The following is a 21,539-nucleotide window of genomic DNA, read 5'->3' as shown; positions in this document are numbered from 1 at the left end:
GCGTCTCCCGCCTACGCCTCCGTCAGCTCCACCTGGAGTTCGACCTCCACCGGGGCGTCCAGCGGGAGGACCGCCACGCCGACCGCGCTACGGGCGTGTACGCCCTTGTCGCCGAGGACCTCGCCCAGCAGCTCACTGGCACCGTTCAGGACCCCGGGCTGCCCGGTGAAGTCCGCGGCGGAGGCCACGAAGCCGACGACCTTCACGACCCGCGCGATACGGTCCAGGTCGCCCGCCACCGACTTGACGGCTGCGAGCGCGTTCAACGCGCAGACGCGGGCCAGCTCCTTGGCCTCCTCGGCCGTGACCTCCCCGCCCACCTTGCCGGTGACCGGAAGCTTGCCGTCCACCATCGGAAGCTGGCCGGCGGTGTAGACGTACACCCCGGACTGCACGGCCGGCTGGTACGCGGCCAGCGGCGGGACGACGTCCGGCAGACTCAGCCCCAGCTCCGCGAGCCTCGCCTCGACGGCGCCACTCATGCCGACTTCTCGCGCTTCAGGTAGGCCACCAGCTGCTCGGGGTTGTTCGGCCCGGGCACGACCTGGACGAGCTCCCAGCCGTCCTCGCCCCAGGTGTCCAGAATCTGCTTCGTGGCATGGACGAGCAGAGGCACGGTTGCGTATTCCCACTTGGTCATACGGCCGACTGTAGCCGTTGCCGTCCGGGGCCTCGCGCATACGTTGTCCACAGCCTCCTGCGTAGTCCGGCGGCAGACTGGTTAGGCTCGAAGACGTGAGCAGGCTCCAGGTCGTCAGCGGCAAGGGCGGTACCGGCAAGACCACGGTAGCCGCGGCCCTCGCGCTCGCCCTCGCCACCGAGGGCAAGCGCACTCTCCTCGTCGAGGTCGAGGGCAGACAGGGCATCGCGCAGCTCTTCGAGACAGAAGCGCTGCCCTACGAGGAGCGGAAGATCGCCGTCGCTCCAGGGGGCGGGGAGGTGTATGCCCTCGCCATAGACCCCGAACTGGCCCTTCTGGACTACCTCCAGATGTTCTACAAACTGGGCGGCGCCGGCCGCGCCCTGAAGAAGCTCGGCGCCATCGACTTCGCGACCACCGTCGCGCCCGGCCTGAGGGACGTACTCCTCACGGGGAAGGCGTGTGAGGCCGTACGCAGGAAGGACAAGAGCGGACGGTTCACCTACGACTACGTGATCATGGACGCGCCACCCACAGGGCGCATCACCCGCTTCCTGAACGTCAACGACGAAGTCGCGGGGCTCGCCAGGATCGGCCCGATACACAATCAGGCACAGGCAGTGATGCGCGTTCTCAAGTCCCCGGAGACGGCGGTGCACTTGGTGACGCTGCTCGAGGAGATGCCCGTCCAGGAGACCGCGGACGGCGTCGCCGAGCTGCGGGCCGCGACGCTGCCGGTGGGGCGGATCATCGTGAACATGGCGCGGCCCGCGCTCCTCGACGACGCCGACCTGGAGCTCACCGGCGCCGTCTCCCGCAGCGCCATCGCCAAGTCGCTCTCCGCGGCCGGACTCGGCGGCGCACGCCGCGGAGGGAACGCCGAGCGGCTCGTCGGCCCCCTCATGGAGCAGGCCGAGGAGTACGCCGAGCGGCACACCCTGGAGCGCGAGCAGCGTGCCGTCCTGACCGAGCAGGGCCTGCCGTTGCACGAACTCCCCCTGCTCGCCGAGGGAATGGACCTGGCGGGCCTGTACGAACTGGCCACGGAACTGCGTCAGCAAGGGATCTCATGAGTCCGGACCCGGCCCACACCCAGGGCTCCGAACGCGCCCAGGGCTCCACCCACACACACGACCCCGCCCGCGGACACGACCCGGCCCGCGCGATCGGCTCCGCCCGCATCCTGGACGTCGACCCGCTGCTCGACGACCCGGACACCCGCATCGTGGTGTGCTGCGGCTCGGGTGGCGTCGGCAAGACCACCACGGCGGCGGCCCTGGGACTGCGCGCCGCCGAGCGCGGCCGCAAGGTGGTCGTACTCACCATCGACCCGGCGCGCCGGCTCGCCCAGTCCATGGGCATCGACTCGCTGGACAACGTCCCGCGCCGGGTGAAGGGCGTCGACGACTCCGCGGGCGGCGAGCTGCACGCCATGATGCTCGACATGAAGCGCACCTTCGACGAGATCGTCGAGGCGCACGCGGACGGCGAGCGGGCGGCCGCGATCCTGAACAACCCCTTCTACCAGTCGCTTTCGGCGGGCTTCGCGGGCACGCAGGAGTACATGGCGATGGAGAAGCTGGGGCAGCTGCGGGCGCGGGACGAATGGGACCTCATCGTCGTCGACACGCCGCCGTCCCGCTCCGCGCTCGACTTCCTGGACGCGCCGAAGCGGCTCGGCTCCTTCCTCGACGGACGGCTGATCCGGCTTCTGACGGCCCCGGCGAAGCTGGGCGGCCGCGCGGGGATGAAGTTCCTGAACGTCGGGATGTCGATGATGACCGGCACCCTGGGGAAGTTGCTGGGCGGACAACTCCTCAAGGACGTCCAGACATTCGTGGCGGCGATGGACACGACCTTCGGCGGGTTCCGTACGCGCGCGGACGCCACGTACAAGCTGCTCCAGGCGCCCGGCACGGCCTTCCTGGTGGTGGCGGCCCCGGAGCGGGACGCGCTGCGCGAGGCCGCGTACTTCGTGGAGCGGCTGGCCGCCGAGGACATGCCGTTCGCCGGTCTGGTGCTCAATCGGGTGCACGGCAGCGGCGCCGCCCAGCTGTCGGCCGAGCGGGCACTCGCCGCCGCGGAAGATCTTGACTCCGCGACCGTAGAAAATCTTGACGACACCCGCATTGTCGATCAGGAGGGCGGGAAAGCTGGACTTCGTAACTCTCCCGACACGTACGGCAGTTCAGAATCTCTCGCTTCCGAAGCACCAGTTCCTGACCCTGGTCCTGACTCTGGTCCTGAAACCGATCCCGAGTCCGATGCCGACTCCGATGCCGACTCCGATGCTGGATCCGACCCTGAATCCGGTGCCGAATCCGATCCTGACGAAGGCTCCCCCGCCGCCGCTGACAGGACCGACACCAAGGACAGGGACCGGGCCGCCGCCACGGACGACACCGGCCGGACCGTCGAACAGCTCACCGCAGGCCTGCTGAGACTGCACGCCGAGCGCATGCAGTTGCTCTCCCGCGAGCAGCGCACGCGTGACCGCTTCGCCTCGCTCCACCCCGAGGTGGCCGTGGCCGAAGTGGCCGCGTTGCCCGGCGATGTGCATGACCTCGCGGGGTTGCGGAACATCGGGGACCGGCTCGCGGCCAATCGGCCGGAGCTGCCCGAGTCCGGCGTCTGAGCCGAGGCCGCGAGGGCCTGGCTGACGCCGCGATCGCCTGATCGCCCAGGGGTGGCCCTGCACCGGCCTCATGGCGAAGAGGACACAACCGAGGCACGGACGTGCCCTTGGCCAGGCAGGCCGACGTGACCAGCCAGGCACCGGGCAGGCCGATGCGACCGGGGCCGCGGGCCATGACCCTCGCGGACCCATGCGCGGCCGGAGCCCCGGAGCCGTGGCCCATGCCGGCCCATGCGTGCGCCGGCCCATGCGTGGCTGAGGGGGGCCGGGGGTGACCGCCCCGTCCCACCCGGTGGCCCGAGGGGGACGCCCTCAGCCCGCCGCCGCGTAGCGCTCGTACACCTCTTCCTCGTCGAGGGGCAGCAAGCCCGCACCGCGCTCGTACTCGATACGCGCGGTCTCCAGCAGGCGACGCCACGAGGTGACGGTGGGACGCCTGCGCAGCAGTGCGCGGCGCTCCCGCTCCGTCATGCCACCCCACACGCCGAATTCGACGCGATTGTCGAGCGCATCGGCGAGGCACTCCGTGCGTACCGGACATCCGGTGCACACTGCCTTCGCCCTGTTCTGCGCTGCTCCTTGAACGAACAGTTCATCTGGATCGGTAGTGCGGCAGGCCGCCTGCGCACTCCAGTCGGTTACCCAGCCCATACCGGCGCCGTCCTCTCCCGAATCGAGGCTCCCCCACGGCGGCAGCGGCATATTCACCGCCGCCAGTTGAGGACGTTACGGAAGGTGGGCACAGCGCAACACCCCCTTCGGGCCCAATCTTGAATGGCCCGAACGGACTATGCGTAAGCGACAGATCACCCGGGGGAGTGAGCCGAGGACATGCGTAACCATCCCGGCAAAGCGGGACAGTTCAGCTGAGTCACAACGGACGCCCGGTGACGCATGAGGCTGATTCGGACACGACCTCAACGAACCCCCGACAAAAAAGTTGGGGGACCTCCGGAACGATTCGGGGTCGCCGGACGTATTGATACGTGGCCATACTGCTGTGACAGTTGAGAGCAGCTTAGGCCAAGGCCTATACGCGTGTCCGGCGAATGAGAACGTAGGCTGCCCTCATGCCAAAGAAGCGCTCGGGTGGGGGTCTGTCGGCAACGCAGCAAGCCGCCAAGTTCCTCGGTGTCAGTGTGCTCGCGGGAGCCGTGGCGGCCGGAATCGCGCTGCCCGCCGCGGGCGCGCTCGGCCTCGCGGCCAAGGGATCGGTCCAGGGATTCGACGAGATTCCCGACAACTTGAAGAGTCCGGCGCTCAGTCAGCGCACGACGATCCTGGACAGCGAGGGCGGCCAGATCGCGACGGTCTACTCGCGCGACCGCACGGTGGTCGACCTCAAGGACATCTCGCCGTACATGCAGAAGGCGATCGTCGCGATCGAGGACTCGCGCTTCTACCAGCACGGCGCGGTCGACCTGAAGGGCATCCTGCGCGCCCTGAACCAGAACGCGCAGAACGGCGGAGTGGCCCAGGGGGCCTCCACGCTCACCCAGCAGCTGGTGAAGAACTACTTCGTCGAGGAGGCCGGCGACGACCCGACGAAGGTCGCCCAGGCCACCCAGCAGACCCTCGGCCGCAAGATCCGCGAGCTCAAGTACGCGATCCAGCTCGAGGAGAAGCTCGGCAAGAAGAAGATCCTCGAGAACTACCTGAACATCACGTTCTTCGGTGAGCAGGCGTACGGCATCGAGGCCGCCGCCCAGCGCTACTTCTCCAAGTCCGCCAAGGACCTGAACCTCCAGGAGTCGGCGCTGCTCGCGGGCATCGTCCAGTCGCCCAGCCGGTACGACCCGGTCAACGACGAGGCGGAGGCCACCAAGCGCCGCAACACCGTGCTGCAGCGCATGGCCGACGTGAACGACATCTCCCAGCGGGACGCCGACGAGGCCAAGGAGACGAAGCTCGGCCTCAAGGTCAGCCAGCCGAAGAACGGCTGCATCACGGCGGTCAAGGGCGCGAGCTTCTTCTGCAAGTACGTGGAGAAGGTCTTCCTGAGCGACCCGGTCTTCGGCAAGACCAAGGAGGACCGGGCGAAGATCTGGAACCGGGGCGGCCTGACCATCCGGACGACGCTCGACCCGCAGGCGCAGGACTCGGTGCAGGCCTCGATCAAGAGCCACGTCAACAAGTCGGACTCGGTCGCCACGGCGGCCACGCTGGTCGAGCCGGGCACCGGGAAGATCGTCGGCATGGGCCAGTCGAAGCCCTACGGCTACGCGAAGAACGAGACCGAGTACAACTACTCGGTCGACCGTGACATGGGCGGCTCGAACTACGGCTTCCCGACCGGTTCGACGTTCAAGCCGTTCGTGGCCGCGGCCGCGCTGGAGGAGGGGCGCCCGGTGACACAGCAGTACTCGGCGCCGTACAAGATGTCCTACCCCAGCCCCGTACAGACGTGCGGCAGCGCTCCCTGGACCAACCAGGGCAACGAGACGCTGTCGAACGAGAGCACCTCGGAAAAGGGTCCTTACCCGCTGAAGGAGGCGATGGCCCTGTCGGTCAACACCTACTTCGTGCAGATGATCTCGGACATCGGCATCTGCCCGGTGGTGAACCTGACCGACAAGCTGCACGTCGTTCAGGGCAACGGCGACAAGCTGCCCGAGGTGCCCGCCATCACCCTCGGTTCCAAGGGCATCTCCCCGCTGACCATGGCGAGCGCGTACGCCACCTTCGCCAGCCGGGGCATGTACTGCACGCCGATCGCCATCGAGTCGATCACCCAGCAGGTCGACGGCAAGCAGAAGTCGCTCGAGGTGCCGAAGTCGACGTGCTCGCGCGCGATGTCGGAGAAGACCGCCGACAGCATCAACACCCTGCTGAGTGGTGTGATCGACTCCGGTACGGGTCAGCAGGCCGGTCTGACGGACCGCGCCAACGCCGGTAAGACGGGTACGACGGACGAGCGCAGGAACGCCTGGTTCGTCGGCTACACGCCGAACCTGTCGGGTGCGGTCTGGGTCGGCAGCCCCAAGCAGGACGTCAAGATGGTGAACATCCAGATCGGCGGCGTCTACCACGCCGAGGTCTACGGCGGCCAGGTGCCGGGCCCCATCTGGAAGGACGCCATGACCGGCGCCCTCGCGGGCAAGGAGTCCCCGTCCTTCAATCTCGTCAGCATTCCCGATGTCGAGAAGGACAAGGACAAGGACAAGGGCCGGGGCGACGGCAACAACGGCGGCGGCAACAATGGGAACGGGGGCGGGAACGGGAACACGACCTTCGGGAACACCATCAGCGGACTCACCACCGGTGGCACCGACGGCGGCCAGACCGGCGGCGGCACGATCCCGACGCCTTCCTTCTCGATTCCCGAGGGCTTCATTCAAGGGCAGAACGGCACGGGGGGTCGTAACGAGTAACGGGTGACCCCGTAACCCTGTAACTCCACGACCGGGAGGGCCTGGCCTCACTGGCCAAGCCCTCCCGGTCACGCCGATCAGACCTACGGGCCCGGGCCCGGCCTGTGAGAGGTGCCCCGCGTCGGGGCGGTGAACCCCTGGCCGAGAACCTCCCGGCGCTGGATCAGCCCGCGAGCAGCTGCTTGACCAACGCGGCGACGCGGCCGCCCTCGGCCTGCCCCGCGACCTTGGGGTTCACGATCTTCATGACCTGGCCCATGGCACGCGGCCCCTCGGCGCCCGCCGCCCTGGCCTCCTCGACGGCCTGCGCGACGATCTGCTGAAGCTCCTCGTCGGACAGCTGCTTGGGAAGATAGGCGGCGAGGATCTCGCCCTCCGCCTTCTCCCGCTCGGCCGACTCGGCGCGGCCGCCCTTCGCGAAGGCGTCCGCGGCCTCACGGCGCTTCTTCGCCTCGCGGGTGATCACCTTCTGTACTTCGTCGTCGGAGAGCTCGCGCTTCGTCTTGCCCGCGACCTCCTCATTGGTGATCGCGGAGAGGGTCAGCCGGAGCGTCGAGGAGCGGAGCTCGTCGCGCTCCTTGATGGCGGCGTTGAGGTCTTCCTGCAGCTTCGACTTGAGCGTGGTCATGTCGTCGATTGTCGCAGGTGTGGTGAGCCGGTCGCCTGCTGATTTCGACGCGCGCTGCCCGCGCGCGCCCGAGGTTGTCCACAGGGGGGACGCGGGGGACGCGGGGTCTGACACGATGGTCGTATGCGCGCGCTATACGGAGTACCCCTGGGAATCACGGCGGTGGGCGCCGCCGGACTGTTGTACGCGGCGGGGTTCGAGGCCCGTTCCTTCCGCCTCCGGCGGGTGACGGTCCCGGTCCTGCCACCGGGCATGCGACCGCTCCGTGTCCTCCAGGTCTCCGACATTCACATGGTGAGCGGCCAGCGCAAGAAGCAGCGCTGGCTGCGCTCCCTGGCCGGACTGCGCCCCGACTTCGTCATCAACACCGGGGACAACCTCTCCGACCCGGAGGGCGTCCCCGAAGTCCTGGACGCCCTCGGTCCCTTGATGGAGTTCCCGGGTGCGTACGTCTTCGGTTCGAACGACTACTACGGCCCCAAACTCCGCAACCCCGCCCGGTACTTGGTGGAGAAGACCCAGGGCCGCCACGGGCTGAACGGCAACAAGCCGGTCGTGGACGCCGTCCACAACCCGTGGGAGGACCTGCGTGAAGGCTTCGACACGGCGGGCTGGCTGAATCTGACCAACACGCGGGGGACGCTGAAGATAGAAGGCGCCGAGATCGAGCTGACCGGCCTCGACGACCCGCACATCAGGCGGGACCGTTATGCGCGCGTGGCCGGCGGCCCGTCGGACTCGGCCGACTTCTCGCTCGGCGTCGTTCACGCCCCGTACCTGCGCACCCTCGACGCGTTCACGGCGGACGGCTACCCCTTGATCCTGGCCGGCCACACTCACGGCGGCCAGCTCTGCCTGCCCTTCTACGGCGCCTTCGTCACCAACTGCGACCTGGACACGGACCGCGTGAAGGGCCTGTCCACCCATACGGCGGAGGGGCGGACGTCGTACCTGCACGTCTCGGCGGGCTGCGGCACGAACCGCTACACGCCGGTACGGTTCGCGTGCCCGCCGGAGGCCTCGCTGCTGACGCTGGTGAGCCGGCAGTAGTCGGCCGGCCGGTCGGGGAGGTCGACGGGGCGGTCACCGGCCGCCCCTGGCAGACCGGGGACGGGAGCGACGGCCCGGGCCGACGTCGGCGCGGCGGTACGAGACGGAGGGCGCGGCGGAGTCTCGGCGCGGGGCGGCGAGCTCTCGGCACAGTTCGGCGGACGCTCTGCGCAGCTGGGCGCTGCGCGGTGTCGGTACGGAGCGGCGTCCGCACGGAGCGGCGTCCGCACAGAGCGGTGTCGGCACTGCACGGCACCGCCGTAACTCGCCCAGACGACCCATATCGCCCGATTCGCCCGCCCCGCTTAGCGTGAGGGCATGATCGCCCCGATACCCAAGGACATACCCGGCCTGCCCGCGATCCCGGGCATCCCGGCTCTGCCCCCCTCCATCGTCCCGGCGACAGCGGTGGTGGCCCCCGCGCGTCGCCGACTGGCGGCGGTCTTCCGCATCCTGGTAGCCCTCGTCGCCGCGACGGGCGTGGTCATCGACCTGCTGCTGGGCAGCCCGCCGCGCGTGCTCAGCTACTTCACCATCCAGAGCAACCTGCTGGTAGCGGTGGTCTTCGCCGCGTCGGCCCGCCGGGCATGGACGGCCCGACGCCCGCTACCCCCCGTACTGACGGGCGGCACTCTCCTCTACATCTCGATCACGGGCCTGGTGTACCACCTGATCCTTGCGGACCTGTCCAGCCCCTTCTCCATGACCGGGGACATCGCCACCTTCACGGGCTGGAAGGCGGTGTCGAACCACATCCTGCACACCGTGACGCCTATCGCCGTCATGGTCGACTGGCTCCTGCTGACCAGCCCGGGCCGGCTGGCGTTCCGGCACGCGACGACGTGGCTCTTCTATCCCCTCGCCTACCTGGCCTTCTCCCTCACCCGCGGCGCAATTCTGTCCACGGGCACCCCGGAGCGCTACCTCTACCCCTTCGTGGACGTGGACCAGCACGGCTACATCGGCATCCTCGGCAACGCCGCGATCCTCGGTGTCACCTTCTACGCCCTCTGCCTCCTCGTCGTCGCCCTCGATCACCTCCGCCCCGACCCACTCCGCCGCCGCGGCCGACGCCCCGAAAACCGGATTTCGTCTCCGGCCACCAGTGGGCTAAAGTAAACGACGTCGCCGCGACAAGCAGCGACAATCGGGGTGTAGCGCAGCTTGGCAGCGCGCTTCGTTCGGGACGAAGAGGTCGTGGGTTCAAATCCCGCCACCCCGACGCTGGTCAGAGGCCCATTCGCTTGATCGCGAATGGGCCTCTTTCATGTCCGGGGGGCCAAACAGGGGGCCAAACGAATTGAGTCAGGCCACCGCGTCGCCCTCGCTCTGGTCCTCCGTGACCGACCCTTCCTGATCTTCGGCGAAGATCTCATCCATCGCTTCAGCCCCCTGTGTGATCACGGGGCGGAGCTGCTTGCGGTAGACCGCTTCTGTCGTCGTCTGGCTGCTGTGACCGACCAACAGCGCGATCCGCTCCAACGGGATGCCGTGATCCGAGAGCAGGGACACGAAGCTGTGCCGCAGCTCCCGCGGTGTCCACTCCGGCTTCAGCCCTGCCTTCTTCACGATGGCCTTGAAGTCGCGCCGAACGTTGGCCGCGTCAAGCGGCTCGCCGCTCCGGGTCGTGAAGACACGGCCGGTGGGGCTCCACTCCTTCCCGCTGGATTTGCGCTCCTGCTGCTGCCATCTCAGGTGCTCTTCGAGCACGTCGACCACCTGTTTCGGCAGAGCGATAGTCCGGCGGCTCTTCCTGGTCTTAGTCTCGCCGTGCTTGCGCACCGAGCGCCACACGGCAACGTGCGACGGGACGTCGCCCTTCGTCTCCAGGAAAACGTGATCCCAGGTGAGGGGGCGCGCCTCTTCCGTACGAACGCCGCTGAGGAGTGAGAGCACGAGGTAGGCGTACAGCCGTGACGGTCGTGCGGCAATGAGTACGGCTTTCGCCTCCTCCAAGTTCAGTGCCTTGCTCGGTCGACCGGGGCGCCCCTCCGGTGCGGTGACGAGAAGGGCCACGTTGCGCGCTGCCTTGTCCCGGCGCTGAGCGTGCGCGATGGAACGGCGCAGGATGGCGAGCAGGTCACGCAGGCTTCGCGTCGCGAGGAATTCGGCCCTGTCGTCCAACCAGTCGTCGATGTCGTCCGCGCTGAGTTCCTTCAGCTTGGCCTTGCCAATGAACGGGATCAGGTGCTTGTTCGCCATCGAGCGGTTCTTGCCGATGGTGCCCTTCTCGTCGCGCCCCTTAAGCCCGCGCTCCAACCAGTCGTTCACCGCGTCGGCCACGGTGTAGTTGGCCGGCGCTTTGACGCCGGTCTGCATCTCTTTCTTCAAGTCCCGGATCTTGTTGCGGACTTCGGTCTTCGTCTTGCCGTACACCTTCGGTCGACGGCGTTTGCCATTCGGAGCGTGCCCCAGGGAGACGGCCCCCACGTAGCTCTTCTTGACGGGGTCCCAATAGATCGTGTCCGCACCGTGGCCAGCCTTTTGGGCGCGCTTCGGGGTCTCGGTCATGCTGCGTTGCGCCTCCATAGGACAAGGCCGCGCCCTGAGGGGCGCGGCCCTGTTGCGATGGGTGGTTGGGGAGTTCAGGCGGTGGCTTCTGCCTCGCGCTTGAGGAGTTCGACGTACTGCTCGATGTACTCCGGCGGCACAAGTCGACGACGACCGATGCGGACGGTCTGAAGTCGTCCTAGGCGGATCTCCTCGTAGACCATCGAGCGGCCGATCCTGAGAGCCTGCGCGGCCTCTTCGGGCCTGTAGAGGAGTTGTTCAGCAGGGGCAATGGCGGTGCTCATCCGGTGATGCCTCCTCGGCGGGGAGTCGGGGGGCTCAGCCCCCTCCCGTCAGGTCCGCTACATCCGCTACGCCGCTACATCGCAGGTCAGCGGCGTGTTTTGTGTAGCGGATAGCTCGGATGTAGCGGCTACGGCCGTTCGCGGGGTGCGGGGCGTAGCCGCTACATCGGGGTTTGCCGCTACAGATGCAGGGGCTCTGAGCTGGGATGTAGCGGCGTAGCGGTTGTAGCGGCCGGTGGGGGCGGGCAGTAGCGGGCCCATGCGTCTTCGAGGTCTTTGGTGAAGAACCCTTTGAGGACGCCTCCGGCCGTGCGGATGTTGCGGGAGCCGATGGGCTCGTTGTCCGCGGTCATGTACTCGCTGAGCATCTTGGACAGTCGCCGGTTGTCGAGGGGCTTGCCGTTGAGGTCAGCCCAGGGAGCGTCTTCGAGGGCGTTGAGGCGGTCGAGGATGGCGACGGTGGGCAGCTTGTCGACGCCGATGAGCACGTGGTCGCGCAGGTCGGTCAGCAGCCGCACGCCGACGCTGCCCTTGTCGTTGGACCGGGAGGCCTTGACCAGGCTTGCGCAGGCTTCGCGGGCCCGCTTCGGCCAGGCGCCGCCGACCGCGTCCGCGACGGCGAGCAGGGGTTCCCATACGTCGCCGGGGCGGTCGGAGATGCCGTCGGGCATCTCCGGCCATGCGTCCGTGACCTTGCCCCGGACCTCTTCCGCCCAGGCGGCGAGCCGCTCGCGCAGGTCGTTTCCCTCCTGCTCGTGCAGGCGGGCGCGGAAGGGTTCGACCTTCTCGTTCCTCGCCCGCCGTCGCATGCGGATAATGATCGAGCGGTCGAGGATCGTGTCCGGCAGGGAGCCGAGTCCCGCGACCGCGACGGCGGTGTAGGAGGGGAACGGGGTCACGGTCTGGCTGTCACCGACGCACCTGTAGGTGACGCCCTTGCGGCGGTGTCCGGCGTTGATGAAGCCGCGCAGTTCCTCGTTGTCCCCCGCCTTGGGACCGAAGACGGTATCGATCTCGTCGAAGAGGATCGTGGGCCGCCCGTTGGGACCGGACACGGACCTGAAAAGGGCCGCGGCGGACGCGTTCACGGCCACCATGGGGCGCGGCACGAGGGTTTCCACGATCTCCAGCGCCCGCGACTTCCCCGATCCCGGCTCCGGAGAGAGGAACGCGAGGCGGGGAGTGGAGTCGAAGCAGTCGAGCAGGTGGGCGTGCGCGTCCCACAGAGCGACGGCGACGTAGGCAACCTCGGTCGGGAAGACGTTGAAGCGGCGGTGGAAGGCTTCGACCTCATCGAGCAGGGCGGCGCCGTTGGTGGGGTGTGCCGGCGGTTTGGTGGTCATGCCGCGGCCCTCCCTTCCTGGGTGGTGCGGAGCGGGCAGTTCTCGCGGTGCGCGGTGTGGTCGACGATCAGGGCCAGCACGCGCGTGTGGCCGACGGCGCTGCGGTCACGGCCGCACAGGCACCGTGATGTGGCGGTGGGGATCGCGCCCTTGGGCGCGCCGATGTGAAGCCAAGCCACGGGGTAGCGGCCGTCTCCCTGCTGCGGGTTCGGACCAAGAGCTGAAAGGACGCCTTCGGCGCCGCCCTTCGGCTCGCCCATGGCCGGACGGGGAACGGCTTGTGCGGCGGCGTCCGGGACGTTGAGGGTGCCGGGTTGGCTCTTCAGTGGGGGGTGGGGAGAGGTGCTCATGCCGTCCGCCTCTGCTGATTGCGGGCCACAGACCAGTTCAGACCGCTGCGGATGGTGGAGCGGCACTGCGACGGCGGCAGTCCGGTGCACTCCCCCGCCGACTGAAGAGCGTCTTCAACCACCGATCGCGGGAGATCGCCCCACGCGATGAACCGCCCCAAGGCTCGCGCCGCCCGCAGCAGCGTGTCGTTGCGCTCGCCCTCCGGCGCCTCCCGCACGGACGCGACTTCCGCGTTCAGGCCCGATGTGGCGTAGCTGGAGGCCCGGGCAGACGATGCCACGGCCGTTAGTGCCCGCGAAGTCTGACGGGGCGTCAGGAGCGTGTACAGCCAATCCGGCAGCGGCACGGGCGCGGTGTCGTCGACGACGGCGTAGGCGCCGGTGCGGGTGATGCTGCCGGGGGCGACGACGTAGCCGCCCCATCCGCGGGTGTCGATGTGCTTGCCGAGCCGTCCGGCGGTGTTGCCGAGCCGGACGCCGGGCGGGGTCGTGAAGTACAGGTGGAATCCGCCGCTCGCGGTCCGCACGGTGCGGGTGGTGGGGACGGCCTGTCCGGCGCGCTCGCAGAGCGCCGTGAAGGTCGTCACGCCGGAAGGCGTGTCCGCAGTGCTGTTGGTCTTGCGTTTGGGCATGTCGAGGTCGACGACGACCAGCCCGGACGGGCCGGTCGCGATCCCGACGTTGAACAGCAGGTTGCCCCACGCGCGGCGGATGCGGTCGGGGTCGATGGTGGCGCGCTCTTCCCACTTGCGGTGACCGCCCGCACAGTCGCCGATGCCGGGGCAGACGTCTTCACCGTGCAGGGCCGGACGCTTGTCGCCGGGGCGCAGCGGGAGGACGGACCATCCGCGCTCCGCGGCGTCCAGCGCGGCGTACAGGAGGTGACGGTTCATGCCGTCACCCCCGGCGCGCTCGATGGGGTGGCATGGGCCGGGCGGCCCTCGCCGAATGACGCTCGTTGGGTCATGCTGAATGTCTCCTGCTCTCTTGGAGGGACTGGAGAACCGGGGCGGGCGCAGGCTTTGGAGAGACGGCGTCCGCCTCGGGCTACTTGGCGTTGGGGCGGGCAAGGCGCAGGGTGATGCCGCCGATGCCGATGGGCCCGGCGGCTCCGGCGACCAGGGCCGCGGTGCGCACAGCGAACTCGAACAGGGCGAGCGCCGCGGCGACCAGGCCCATGACTCCGGCGGCTCCGGCCAGTCCGACGGCGAGGTAGTACAGGTGGTCGCGCCGGTTGGTGCGGGGCGGCGGGGCGGTGTGGAGGATGACGATGGGCTGTCCGGTCGCCTCGGCCCGGCGGTAGATGTCGGCGGGGATGTGCGGGGCGAGTAACCCGGGGGTGGCGTCCGGCAGGCGGTTGCGGTTCACGTCGGGCCCTCCTCTACAGGTCGGGGATGGCGGCGATGACGGCGCCGGCGAGTTCGTTGATGGGTCCGGCGGCGCCGGTGGAGGCGAGGAAGAACCCGAACCCGGCGGCGATGAACGCAGCGCCGTAGCCGAGGGACTTGGAGCGGAGCAGGAAGAACAGGACGAGTCCGAAGAGCAGGACCAGGGAGACGGTCACGGCCATGGACGGATCTCCTTTCGAGGGCGGGGCGGGGGTCAGTGGGTGCCTTGGCGGTAGGTGTGGGCAGCGCGGTTGTAGAGCCAGCGGCCGACGCGTATGCGCTTGCCGTGGCCCTTGCAGCGGCGGCAGTTCTTGCCGCGCTTGGGGCGTCCCTTGCGGTCAGTGGTCATGGCGAAGCCGAAGCCGTTGCACTTGCGGCACGTCCCGAACGGCGAGCCCGCACACACCGATGCGTAACCGAACGTGACGAGCAACAGCAGAGCGATAGCGAGCAGGATCGAGGACACGGGAGGCCTCCCAGGGCGGGTTTTGAGGGTTTGCGCAGGTGGGCCGCTATCGGCTAGCGACCTGATCAGACCCCATATGAGGTGCTAGCGGGGTCTCTAGCGCTAGAGGGTCTGGCCCCTAGCGCTAGAGACCCCGTACGGTCAGCCCGCGTCCCGCTTCCGGTCACGCTCCGCAATCGCCGTGACGATGTGGGCGCGCTCGAAGCCGGTCCGGTTGACGGTCTTGCCCTTGACGCGGCGGCCCACCTGACCGGTGGTCACGCCGTAGGGCTTCAGGGCCGCGGTGAGCTGGCGTGCCTTGTCGGCGGGCTCCATGTCGGCCCACGCGCCGTACTTCTCCGGCCGCAGCTCGGCGAGCCGGTCGACCGTGACGTCGTTCCACGGCTTGGCCTCATCCGCGGAACTGACCGCGAGAACGTCGTCCAGCAGCGGATCGGCCGCCTCGCGCCGCTCCGGCTGCTGACCCGCGGCCAGGCCGGTCAGGGTGCCCGCGTCGATACGGGCCTTGCGGGCCCGCTCGCAGATCACGTCCGCGGCCGGGTTGTCGATGTAGTAGCCGCGCACGATCTGCGGGTCGTCGGACGCGCCGACCAGGTAGCCGATGCCCTTGTCCGACTTGGTGAACGAGGTCGCGCGGATGCCGTTCTTGTACGTCGACGTACCGAGGATCATGTCGTTTTCCATCTGGCCCATGACCCGCAGGCAGAACCGCGTACCGACGTTCGCGCTGATGGCCGGGGGCAGCGACTCCTTGTCGGGGCGCTGCGTGGCCAGCAGCAGAATCACACCCAGCGCACGGCCGCGCTTGATGATGGACGTGCAGAGCGCTCCGGCTTCCTTGCCGTACTTCTCGTGCGAGAAGAGTTCCTGGCACTCGTCGATGGCCAGCACGAGCGGGTGCAGTCCGAGCGAGCGGTTCGCGGCGAGCGCGGGGGTGACCTTGTTCTCGGGGCACTTGTCCTTGGGCAGGCTGCTGATGACCTTGGCGCGGCGCTCCAGGTCCTTGTAGACGTAGCGGATCGAGTCCAGCGCCGCCGCGGCCGTGTCGTCGTCCGGGCCGGAGCCGTAGTCGGCCGCGACCTTGGTCAGCGGCTCCAGGTCACCGGTGCCCTTCAGCTCCCAGACCAGCAGCTCCGCAAGCACGTCCAGCGCCGCGGCCAGCAGCGGCGTGCGGAGCGAGAACGTCTTGCCCATGCCGGGCATGGCGCCGATCAGGACGTTGTCGTACATCAGCGTGAGGTCGACGTTCCGGCCGCGCTGGTCGGTGCCGAACGGCAGCGCCTTGAACAGCGACGCCGTGCCGCTCTTGGCCAGCGGCCAGGCGGGCGAGGGCACCTTGTTCAGCGCGCGGTCCCCGACCCACAGCATCATCCGGCCGGCGTGTTCGTCGGCAACCGGCTCCGGCCACACACAGCCCAATGGGCGGCGCAGGCCAGAGGCGAGCTTCTCGCGCCGGTCCAGGATGTCCGGCACGGTCACGCCATACGGGAGGTCGACGTCCGCGCGCCAGCCGGGGCCGTCCCTGGTGATCGGGGCGGGGAACTTGATGCCCTCCCCGCCCTTGCCGAGCGCCTTGTTGATCTCGGCAATGCCGAGCGCGCCCAACGCCCGTTCCACGATGCCGGAGGTGAGCCGCTCGACTTCGGTCGCCACGACCGCGCGGGAGATGACGGGCTTGTCGGAGGGCGCTCCGAGGAAGCCGAGTCCGGCCGTGAGGACCGTCAGGGCGAGCACGGTCAACCAGGCGGGGGCGACCACGTAGAGAACGAGGGCGAGCACGGGCCCGAGGATGAGACCGAGCACCATCAGGATGCCGCGGAGCTTGACCCGGTTGTCGCGCTGCCGCGACAGCTTCAGGTACTGCTCGACATCCTCGCGGCGGGCAGCGACCTGCCGCAGCGGGTCGCCCTCCGCGTCGGCCACCCACCGCATCGCGCCGCCGATGAACTTCGCGGCTCCGGCCGGAGCCTGGAACGCGAGGCGGACCGAGTACCAGGGCACACGGACCGCGTGGAAGGCAACCGAGTGCCCGGCATACCCTCCGAGCCAGCCGAGCGCGGTGAGGAACTCCGGCTTGGACTTCGCCCACGCCGGGATGACCTCACGCCGACGGGCGCCCCGGATCCGGTCCATGAGACCCGGACCGGTCGGCGCGGGCGAGTCGACCATCACGGCCGACTCACCCTCCGACTCGTCACCCTCGGAGTCGGCCGACTCGGAGGCGTCCGGGTCGGGCGACTGGTAGGGGTGCGAGTCGGGCGACGCGGGGGCGGTCGGGTCGGCCGACTGGTCGCGGGCGGATCGGGCCTTGTCGAGGTCGACTACGTCCGCGCCGGAGTCGTCGGCCATCTCGGCTTCGAGCCGGTTGAACAGTTCGTTGTCGTCGGGCTGGTTCACTGGCAGTTCCTTCTCTCAGGAGGAGCGGCGGGACCCGGCCGCTGTCTTGGTCGGTCGTGACCGGGTCCCGCCGACTACAGGTCGAACAGGCCGCACTGATCGTTGGAGGCTGCGGGCAGCCGTTTCCGGGCGAGCCGTCCGGCTCCGGCGTGGCAGTCGGGGCACCAAGCGCGCAACTCGCTCGCCGGGAGGCGGGCGGCGGCGACGTCGGTGGCGAGGGGGTCGGCGGGTGCGGCGATCAGCCGGACCCGGCGGCCGTGCTTACTGGTGTGGTGGTCGTGCTCGTGCGGACATCGGCCGTCGCCCTTGGTGTGGGGCTGGCCGCACTCGCCCTCGCACTGGCAGCGGTGGCCGACGGCCTCCATGACCGTGGTGAAGACGGCGGCGCCGACGATGGGTTGTGACCTCATGCCGCGGCCCTCCCCCAGGTGGCGGGCTCGGTCCGGCTGAGCAGGATGCGCAGGGCGGCGACGGCCTGAGGCCAGACCACCCCGTTGCCGAGCGCCGTGAGCTGTCGGGTGCGGGAGAGGCCGGGCACGGCGGTGACGTGGCCGTCGTCCAGGGCCATCAGCCATTCGACGAACGGCGGGTTCAGTCGTCCCAGATCGTCAGTTGGCCGGGGGGCGGGGCGGCCGATGACCGCCTGCCACCTTTCGACCGCCGCGGCGTACGGTCCCCAATCAACTCCGAGACTTGGTGCAGCGACGGGCGCATCGTCGCTCCCGGGGTCGGTGACTGGTTGCTCGGCCAGCTCGCCGCGGCCGGGGTCGGCAGCAGGCTGGCCACCTCCGCGGCCAGGCATTTGCCGTGCGTCCCGGCTTCCTGCGAGGGACTGCGCCGGGTCTGCCGGTTCTCGTTCGGCGACGCGCGCGGGGTGGGCAGCAGCGAGACGACGTGCCGCAGGTTCATCCCGCCCTGCGCCGCGTGCCCCGCCCCCGTGTTCTCCGAGGTCGACGGCGTCGGCAACAGGGAGACGGCGGTGGGCAGTTGCCCCCTCTGCCCACCGCCGCGCCAGTCCCTCGCTGCCGGAGTCGGCAGGCCAGGCCCAGAAGAACAGCCGGTTGCGCTGATGGGCGGCGCCGATATCCGACGCTCGTACACAGCACCAGTCCGCATCGAACCCGAGGGAGGCAAGGTCTCCAAGGACGGTGTCGAAGCCGAGTGAAAGGTGCCCTGCGACGTTTTCAAAGACCGCGAGACGGGGTCGTAGAACCCCAAGGGCGCGGGCGATGTGCGGCCAGAGGTGCCGGGCATCTGAGGTTCCCTTCCGTTTGCCCGCGGTGCTGAACGGCTGGCACGGATACCCGCCGATGTAGATGTCGACCGGCTCGACGCCGGACCAGTCGACGGCGGCGATGTCCCCGAGGTTGGGCACGGCGGGATGGTGGTGGGCGAGGATGCGCGCGGCGCCGGGGTCGTTGTCCGCCACCCACGCAAGCTCCCCGCCGAACACGGCCTGGACGGCGATGTCCAGACCGCCGTATCCGGTGCACACCGACCCGATCCGCAGCCCCGTCACGCCACTGCCTCTTCCAGGGCGTCCACGGCGTGCAGCGGGCGGCCGTCGGCTCGCTCAGCCTTCAACGCGTCCCGCAACAGGCGTGCGTTGGCAGCCGAGCAGTGCACCGCGGTACGGACGGCTTCCGCGTTCAGCTCCGCGTCCGTCCACTGCGCACTGGCCGCGCGCGCCTCGACGAGCAGCTCGTCAAAGGTGCGCTGTACCTTGCCCGCGGCCTTGGCTTTGGTCCGTTGCCGCGGGCGCGGCGCGGGCGCGGCCGATTGTGCCGGCGCTTTCTCCAAGGGGGTCGGTGTGGGCGTCTCCTGCTCGATGGCGGGGGCAAGTTCGCCCATCCGCAGCATCACGCGCTCGCGCCGCGGGGTCTTCGAGCGCCACCGCCGTCCGTGCTGCTCGCGCAGGTCCGCACGGGCCAACTGCCGTTCCTTCTCCAGCGCCAGAGCCGAGCTGTAGGAAGTGACCTCCCACAGCGTCATGCGCCGCCACAGCGCGAACGTGGAGGGGAAGGCCAGCAACCACCGAGAGAAGCGGATCTTTTCCATACGGCGGCCGGTTGCGGCGCCGATCCGGACGGCGTAGATGTGCGCGCCGATCTCTGAGAAGACGACCCACAGCAGCGGCATGGTGCCGTGGGCGACCTTGGCCGACAGGGAGTGTCCGGCCGCGACGTTCAGCCCGCACGTGATCAGGGTGAGGACCCAGGGCACGAACCGTACCCAGGCCAGCGCCATGTCCATCCGGATCAGGAGCAGGTTGGCGACGGTGAACACCGGGATGGACACGTCGATACCGACCGGCAGCATCCACGGAGCGGAGAAACCCCAGCGAGCCGCAGCAACCGACACCGCGTCGAACGAGGCGATCAGGCCCAGGGCGCCGACTCCGGCCGCGGCGAGTGCGCCGACTCCGGCAAGACCCTTCTCCGGCTTCGTCAGCGGCGGCACGGCCGAAGACTCGATGCTCTGCACGGTCGTCATGCCGCACCCCCGACCAACACCGGGGCGACGATGTCCGCATAGCCGGTCAGACGGACCACCGCGCCCGCGTAGTCGACGGTCGTGCGCAAAACGCGCGTCAGGCCGTCGCTCTGCTCGCGGTAGGTCACAGCCTCCGAGGCGATCCCCAAGGCCTCCCGCCACGCCTCGAAGCCGGGCAGGTCGTCGAAGAACGTCAGCTCCAGCCGGTCCGGGTCGCTGGTGGACACCTGTACCGACGGCGCCGACAGGTGCCCGAAGTCCACCGCCAGCAGACGCAGCGCCCGCAGCGGCACGGCCAATTCGTCCAGCGTCAGCGCGTCACTCATGCCGCCACCCCCTTGCGCGCCACGCGGCGACGACGCACGGGGCGGTTCAGCGGGATGACGTCGAACAGGTCCGGGTTCTCCTCGATGACCTGCGCGGCGATGCGGATCAGGTCGTCGGGAAGGTTCGGGTGGTCGGCAAGGATGTCGCGCGCCGCGTCCTCGCGGGCAGCGCGCTCTTCGTCGCTCTCGCCCTCGACCCCGAGCCACAGTTCGACCGGGGTGCCGAGCGCCAGTTCCGCGAAGTCCTCAGAGGAGATGGCCTGTTGGCGGCCGATGTACGTACGCATGGAAGTCTCCTGAAGTGGAGGGACGGGAAGACCGCCGGGGCGGGCGCAGGCTTTGGAGAGACGGCGCCCACCCTGCGGCGGAAGGGAAAGTCAGACCCGGACCCGGCGGGGTCGGTTGAAGACGTTCATCAGCCCTCCGGCCACCGTGGTGACCGAGGTGAACGACACGAAGACGACCGTGGCCCAGTTCGCACCCAGGTCGCGGACGTAGTGGCCGTTGACGACGGCGGCGGCGAGGCCCAGCACGAGGAACAGCAGCGTGGCGAGCGCGCGCCCGGAGGTCATCGGTTTGGCGCCGCGAGCAACCAGCTCGATGTCTGCCGGACGCACAGGCCGCAGGGTGCGGCCGTTCATCTGGACGTCGATCACGTTGCCGGAACGGTGGGTGGCGACGCCCGCCACCGTTCCCAGGGCCTTGTCACTGCGGACGCGAACGACGTCACCGATGGCAAGCAGCATGGAAGTTCCCCCTCGAAAGTCGAATGGACACCGGGGCTCCGGCTCCCCTCAACCCCGTCCGTACGGCGCCGCGAAGTGCGGTCCGGACGGGCAGGGGAGGCAACCGGCCGCAGCGTGCTGCGGTGGATGAGTGGTCTCTCTTTCGGGGACGCGGCTGCCGGATCAAGGAACAGCTCGCTAGGGCCCCGTTGTAGGCAGAGACCTTCTGCCATCCGGACTGCCAAGGGATCGCCTGCCGCGAGGCAGACGACTGTCCGGTGCCCTCCCCCCGTCCAACGCGGGGCTCCTGGTCGTGCGGTCTTGCAGGTCAAGCACTTGCAGACACAGCGGGCGAAGCCCTTTCGGGCTTGCCGTGCTGATGTGTAACAGCATGTACTAGCACGTGCCATGGCGCAAGAGTCCCGCGCTGTTCTCGTGCTAGGTCGTACTAGGGGTGGGTACGCTCGATGGCGTGATGAGCGCTGAAATCTCGAAAGACGACCCCAGACCGGAGTCCGAGCAGGCGGCCGACATCCTGCGGCAAGAGATCTTGCGTGGCGACATCAAGCCGGGGGCCCATGTGGGCTCCGTGCGAGACTTGACCACGCGGTTCAAGATCTCGGGAATGACGGTGCAGCGAGCCCTTGCGATCCTCCGTGAGGATGGGCTCATCCTGACTACGTCCCGCGGCAGCTACGCCCGCGATCCGCAGCAAGCCACCGAAGCCAGCGAAGCCGACGCGGGTGTCGACCTTCCCGAAGTCCTGCGTCAGCTCGAACATCTCACCTCCCAAGTCTCGGAACTCCGTGGCAGGCTCGAAGCGCTCGAAAGCCGCTCCGTGCCGGGTGGTGCGTGATCTGCAACCAGCATGCGAGTAACGGAGGGTGTGACGTAAGTGACAGCCCGGGGACGTCAGAGCGGAGGAGGGGACA

24 protein-coding genes, 1 tRNA gene and 1 pseudogene are annotated in these 21,539 nt (G+C 69.1%); 7 read left to right on the top strand and 19 right to left on the bottom strand.

Annotation, left to right across the window (positions count from 1 at the left end; all coding sequences use genetic code 11):
* Positions 1–11 precede the first annotated feature (11 nt).
* Both ACX28W_RS17885 and ACX28W_RS17880 read right to left on the bottom strand, forming a co-directional pair.
* A complete protein-coding gene (locus tag ACX28W_RS17885) occupies positions 12–482 on the bottom strand; it encodes a RidA family protein (RefSeq protein ID WP_458999961.1) in 471 nt (156 codons plus the stop codon).
* A complete protein-coding gene (locus ACX28W_RS17880) occupies positions 479–640 on the bottom strand; it encodes a DUF4177 domain-containing protein (protein ID WP_075033571.1) in 162 nt (53 codons plus the stop codon). The genes ACX28W_RS17885 and ACX28W_RS17880 overlap by 4 nt, the downstream gene beginning before the upstream one ends.
* Positions 641–735: 95 nt before the next feature.
* Here ACX28W_RS17880 and ACX28W_RS17875 point away from each other — a divergent pair, with 95 nt between their 5' ends.
* A complete protein-coding gene (locus ACX28W_RS17875; protein ID WP_458999960.1) occupies positions 736–1,713 on the top strand; it encodes an ArsA family ATPase in 978 nt (325 codons plus the stop codon).
* Positions 1,710–3,275 (top strand): ArsA family ATPase, encoded by a 1,566-nt coding sequence (locus ACX28W_RS17870; RefSeq protein ID WP_458999959.1) that lies wholly within the window; start codon positions 1,710–1,712, stop codon positions 3,273–3,275. Before ACX28W_RS17875 ends, ACX28W_RS17870 begins: the two co-directional genes overlap by 4 nt.
* 312 nt (positions 3,276–3,587) lie before the next feature.
* Here ACX28W_RS17870 and ACX28W_RS17865 read toward each other — a convergent pair whose 3' ends face one another.
* Complete coding sequence (locus tag ACX28W_RS17865) at positions 3,588–3,926, bottom strand: WhiB family transcriptional regulator (protein ID WP_362075244.1); 339 nt, start codon at positions 3,924–3,926, stop codon at positions 3,588–3,590.
* A gap of 419 nt (positions 3,927–4,345) precedes the next feature.
* Here ACX28W_RS17865 and ACX28W_RS17860 point away from each other — a divergent pair, with 419 nt between their 5' ends.
* The gene (locus tag ACX28W_RS17860; RefSeq protein ID WP_458999958.1) at positions 4,346–6,646 is read left to right on the top strand and encodes a transglycosylase domain-containing protein; all 2,301 of its coding nucleotides are present in this window, start codon (positions 4,346–4,348) and stop codon (positions 6,644–6,646) included.
* Between the two features lie 163 nt (positions 6,647–6,809).
* Here ACX28W_RS17860 and ACX28W_RS17855 read toward each other — a convergent pair whose 3' ends face one another.
* Positions 6,810–7,274 carry a GatB/YqeY domain-containing protein gene (locus ACX28W_RS17855; protein WP_458999957.1) on the bottom strand — a complete coding sequence of 155 codons (465 nt, stop codon included), beginning with the start codon at positions 7,272–7,274 and terminating at the stop codon, positions 6,810–6,812.
* Between the two features lie 123 nt (positions 7,275–7,397).
* Here ACX28W_RS17855 and ACX28W_RS17850 point away from each other — a divergent pair, with 123 nt between their 5' ends.
* The 3 genes and pseudogenes from ACX28W_RS17850 (at position 7,398) to ACX28W_RS17840 (ending at position 9,546) form a co-directional block, all read left to right on the top strand.
* Positions 7,398–8,324: a metallophosphoesterase gene (locus ACX28W_RS17850; protein ID WP_458999956.1), complete on the top strand. Its 927-nt coding sequence runs from the start codon at positions 7,398–7,400 to the stop codon at positions 8,322–8,324.
* A 318-nt stretch (positions 8,325–8,642) separates the two neighbouring features.
* Positions 8,643–9,438 (top strand): annotated as a pseudogene (locus ACX28W_RS17845) (Pr6Pr family membrane protein).
* A 34-nt stretch (positions 9,439–9,472) separates the two neighbouring features.
* Positions 9,473–9,546 (top strand) — tRNA-Pro (locus tag ACX28W_RS17840).
* Between the two features lie 83 nt (positions 9,547–9,629).
* On the opposite strand, the gene ACX28W_RS17835 is transcribed toward ACX28W_RS17840, so the two are convergent.
* From ACX28W_RS17835 to ACX28W_RS17765, 15 genes are all read right to left on the bottom strand, one after another.
* Positions 9,630–10,835: a site-specific integrase gene (locus ACX28W_RS17835; RefSeq protein WP_458999955.1), complete on the bottom strand. Its 1,206-nt coding sequence runs from the start codon at positions 10,833–10,835 to the stop codon at positions 9,630–9,632.
* 74 nt (positions 10,836–10,909) lie between these two features.
* Positions 10,910–11,119 carry a helix-turn-helix domain-containing protein gene (locus tag ACX28W_RS17830; protein ID WP_458999954.1) on the bottom strand — a complete coding sequence of 70 codons (210 nt, stop codon included), beginning with the start codon at positions 11,117–11,119 and terminating at the stop codon, positions 10,910–10,912.
* Between the two features lie 179 nt (positions 11,120–11,298).
* Complete coding sequence (locus ACX28W_RS17825; RefSeq protein WP_458999953.1) at positions 11,299–12,462, bottom strand: DUF3631 domain-containing protein; 1,164 nt, start codon at positions 12,460–12,462, stop codon at positions 11,299–11,301.
* Positions 12,459–12,812, bottom strand: coding sequence for a hypothetical protein (locus ACX28W_RS17820; protein WP_458999952.1), 354 nt, complete (start codon positions 12,810–12,812; stop codon positions 12,459–12,461). Before ACX28W_RS17820 ends, ACX28W_RS17825 begins: the two co-directional genes overlap by 4 nt.
* Complete coding sequence (locus ACX28W_RS17815) at positions 12,809–13,705, bottom strand: bifunctional DNA primase/polymerase (RefSeq protein ID WP_458999951.1); 897 nt, start codon at positions 13,703–13,705, stop codon at positions 12,809–12,811. The genes ACX28W_RS17820 and ACX28W_RS17815 overlap by 4 nt, the downstream gene beginning before the upstream one ends.
* A 154-nt stretch (positions 13,706–13,859) precedes the next feature.
* On the bottom strand, positions 13,860–14,180 hold the full coding sequence (locus ACX28W_RS17810; RefSeq protein WP_458999950.1) for a hypothetical protein: 321 nt from the start codon (positions 14,178–14,180) through the stop codon (positions 13,860–13,862).
* Positions 14,181–14,193: 13 nt separating this feature from the next.
* Positions 14,194–14,382 (bottom strand): hypothetical protein, encoded by a 189-nt coding sequence (locus ACX28W_RS17805; RefSeq protein WP_458999949.1) that lies wholly within the window; start codon positions 14,380–14,382, stop codon positions 14,194–14,196.
* Between the two features lie 32 nt (positions 14,383–14,414).
* A complete protein-coding gene (locus ACX28W_RS17800; protein WP_458999948.1) occupies positions 14,415–14,666 on the bottom strand; it encodes a hypothetical protein in 252 nt (83 codons plus the stop codon).
* A 141-nt stretch (positions 14,667–14,807) separates the two neighbouring features.
* Positions 14,808–17,063, bottom strand: a complete 2,256-nt coding sequence (locus tag ACX28W_RS17795) for a cell division protein FtsK (RefSeq protein WP_458999947.1) — start codon at positions 17,061–17,063, stop codon at positions 14,808–14,810.
* Between the two features lie 74 nt (positions 17,064–17,137).
* Positions 17,138–17,473 (bottom strand): hypothetical protein, encoded by a 336-nt coding sequence (locus ACX28W_RS17790; protein ID WP_458999946.1) that lies wholly within the window; start codon positions 17,471–17,473, stop codon positions 17,138–17,140.
* Positions 17,470–18,582 (bottom strand): DNA cytosine methyltransferase, encoded by a 1,113-nt coding sequence (locus tag ACX28W_RS17785; protein WP_458999945.1) that lies wholly within the window; start codon positions 18,580–18,582, stop codon positions 17,470–17,472. Before ACX28W_RS17785 ends, ACX28W_RS17790 begins: the two co-directional genes overlap by 4 nt.
* Positions 18,579–19,556 carry a DUF2637 domain-containing protein gene (locus ACX28W_RS17780; protein ID WP_458999944.1) on the bottom strand — a complete coding sequence of 326 codons (978 nt, stop codon included), beginning with the start codon at positions 19,554–19,556 and terminating at the stop codon, positions 18,579–18,581. The genes ACX28W_RS17785 and ACX28W_RS17780 overlap by 4 nt, the downstream gene beginning before the upstream one ends.
* Positions 19,553–19,882 carry a hypothetical protein gene (locus ACX28W_RS17775; protein WP_458999943.1) on the bottom strand — a complete coding sequence of 110 codons (330 nt, stop codon included), beginning with the start codon at positions 19,880–19,882 and terminating at the stop codon, positions 19,553–19,555. The genes ACX28W_RS17780 and ACX28W_RS17775 overlap by 4 nt, the downstream gene beginning before the upstream one ends.
* Positions 19,879–20,169 carry a hypothetical protein gene (locus ACX28W_RS17770; protein WP_458999942.1) on the bottom strand — a complete coding sequence of 97 codons (291 nt, stop codon included), beginning with the start codon at positions 20,167–20,169 and terminating at the stop codon, positions 19,879–19,881. Before ACX28W_RS17770 ends, ACX28W_RS17775 begins: the two co-directional genes overlap by 4 nt.
* Before the next feature lie 90 nt (positions 20,170–20,259).
* Positions 20,260–20,628: a hypothetical protein gene (locus ACX28W_RS17765; RefSeq protein WP_458999941.1), complete on the bottom strand. Its 369-nt coding sequence runs from the start codon at positions 20,626–20,628 to the stop codon at positions 20,260–20,262.
* A gap of 454 nt (positions 20,629–21,082) precedes the next feature.
* Here ACX28W_RS17765 and ACX28W_RS17760 point away from each other — a divergent pair, with 454 nt between their 5' ends.
* Positions 21,083–21,463 carry a GntR family transcriptional regulator gene (locus tag ACX28W_RS17760; protein ID WP_459000060.1) on the top strand — a complete coding sequence of 127 codons (381 nt, stop codon included), beginning with the start codon at positions 21,083–21,085 and terminating at the stop codon, positions 21,461–21,463.
* The last annotated feature ends 76 nt before the right edge of the window (positions 21,464–21,539 follow it).

The organism is Streptomyces sp. SD15 (genome assembly GCF_054462255.1).
Note: the sequence above shows the minus strand (reverse complement) of the source record. Positions and strands in the feature narration are given on the sequence as shown.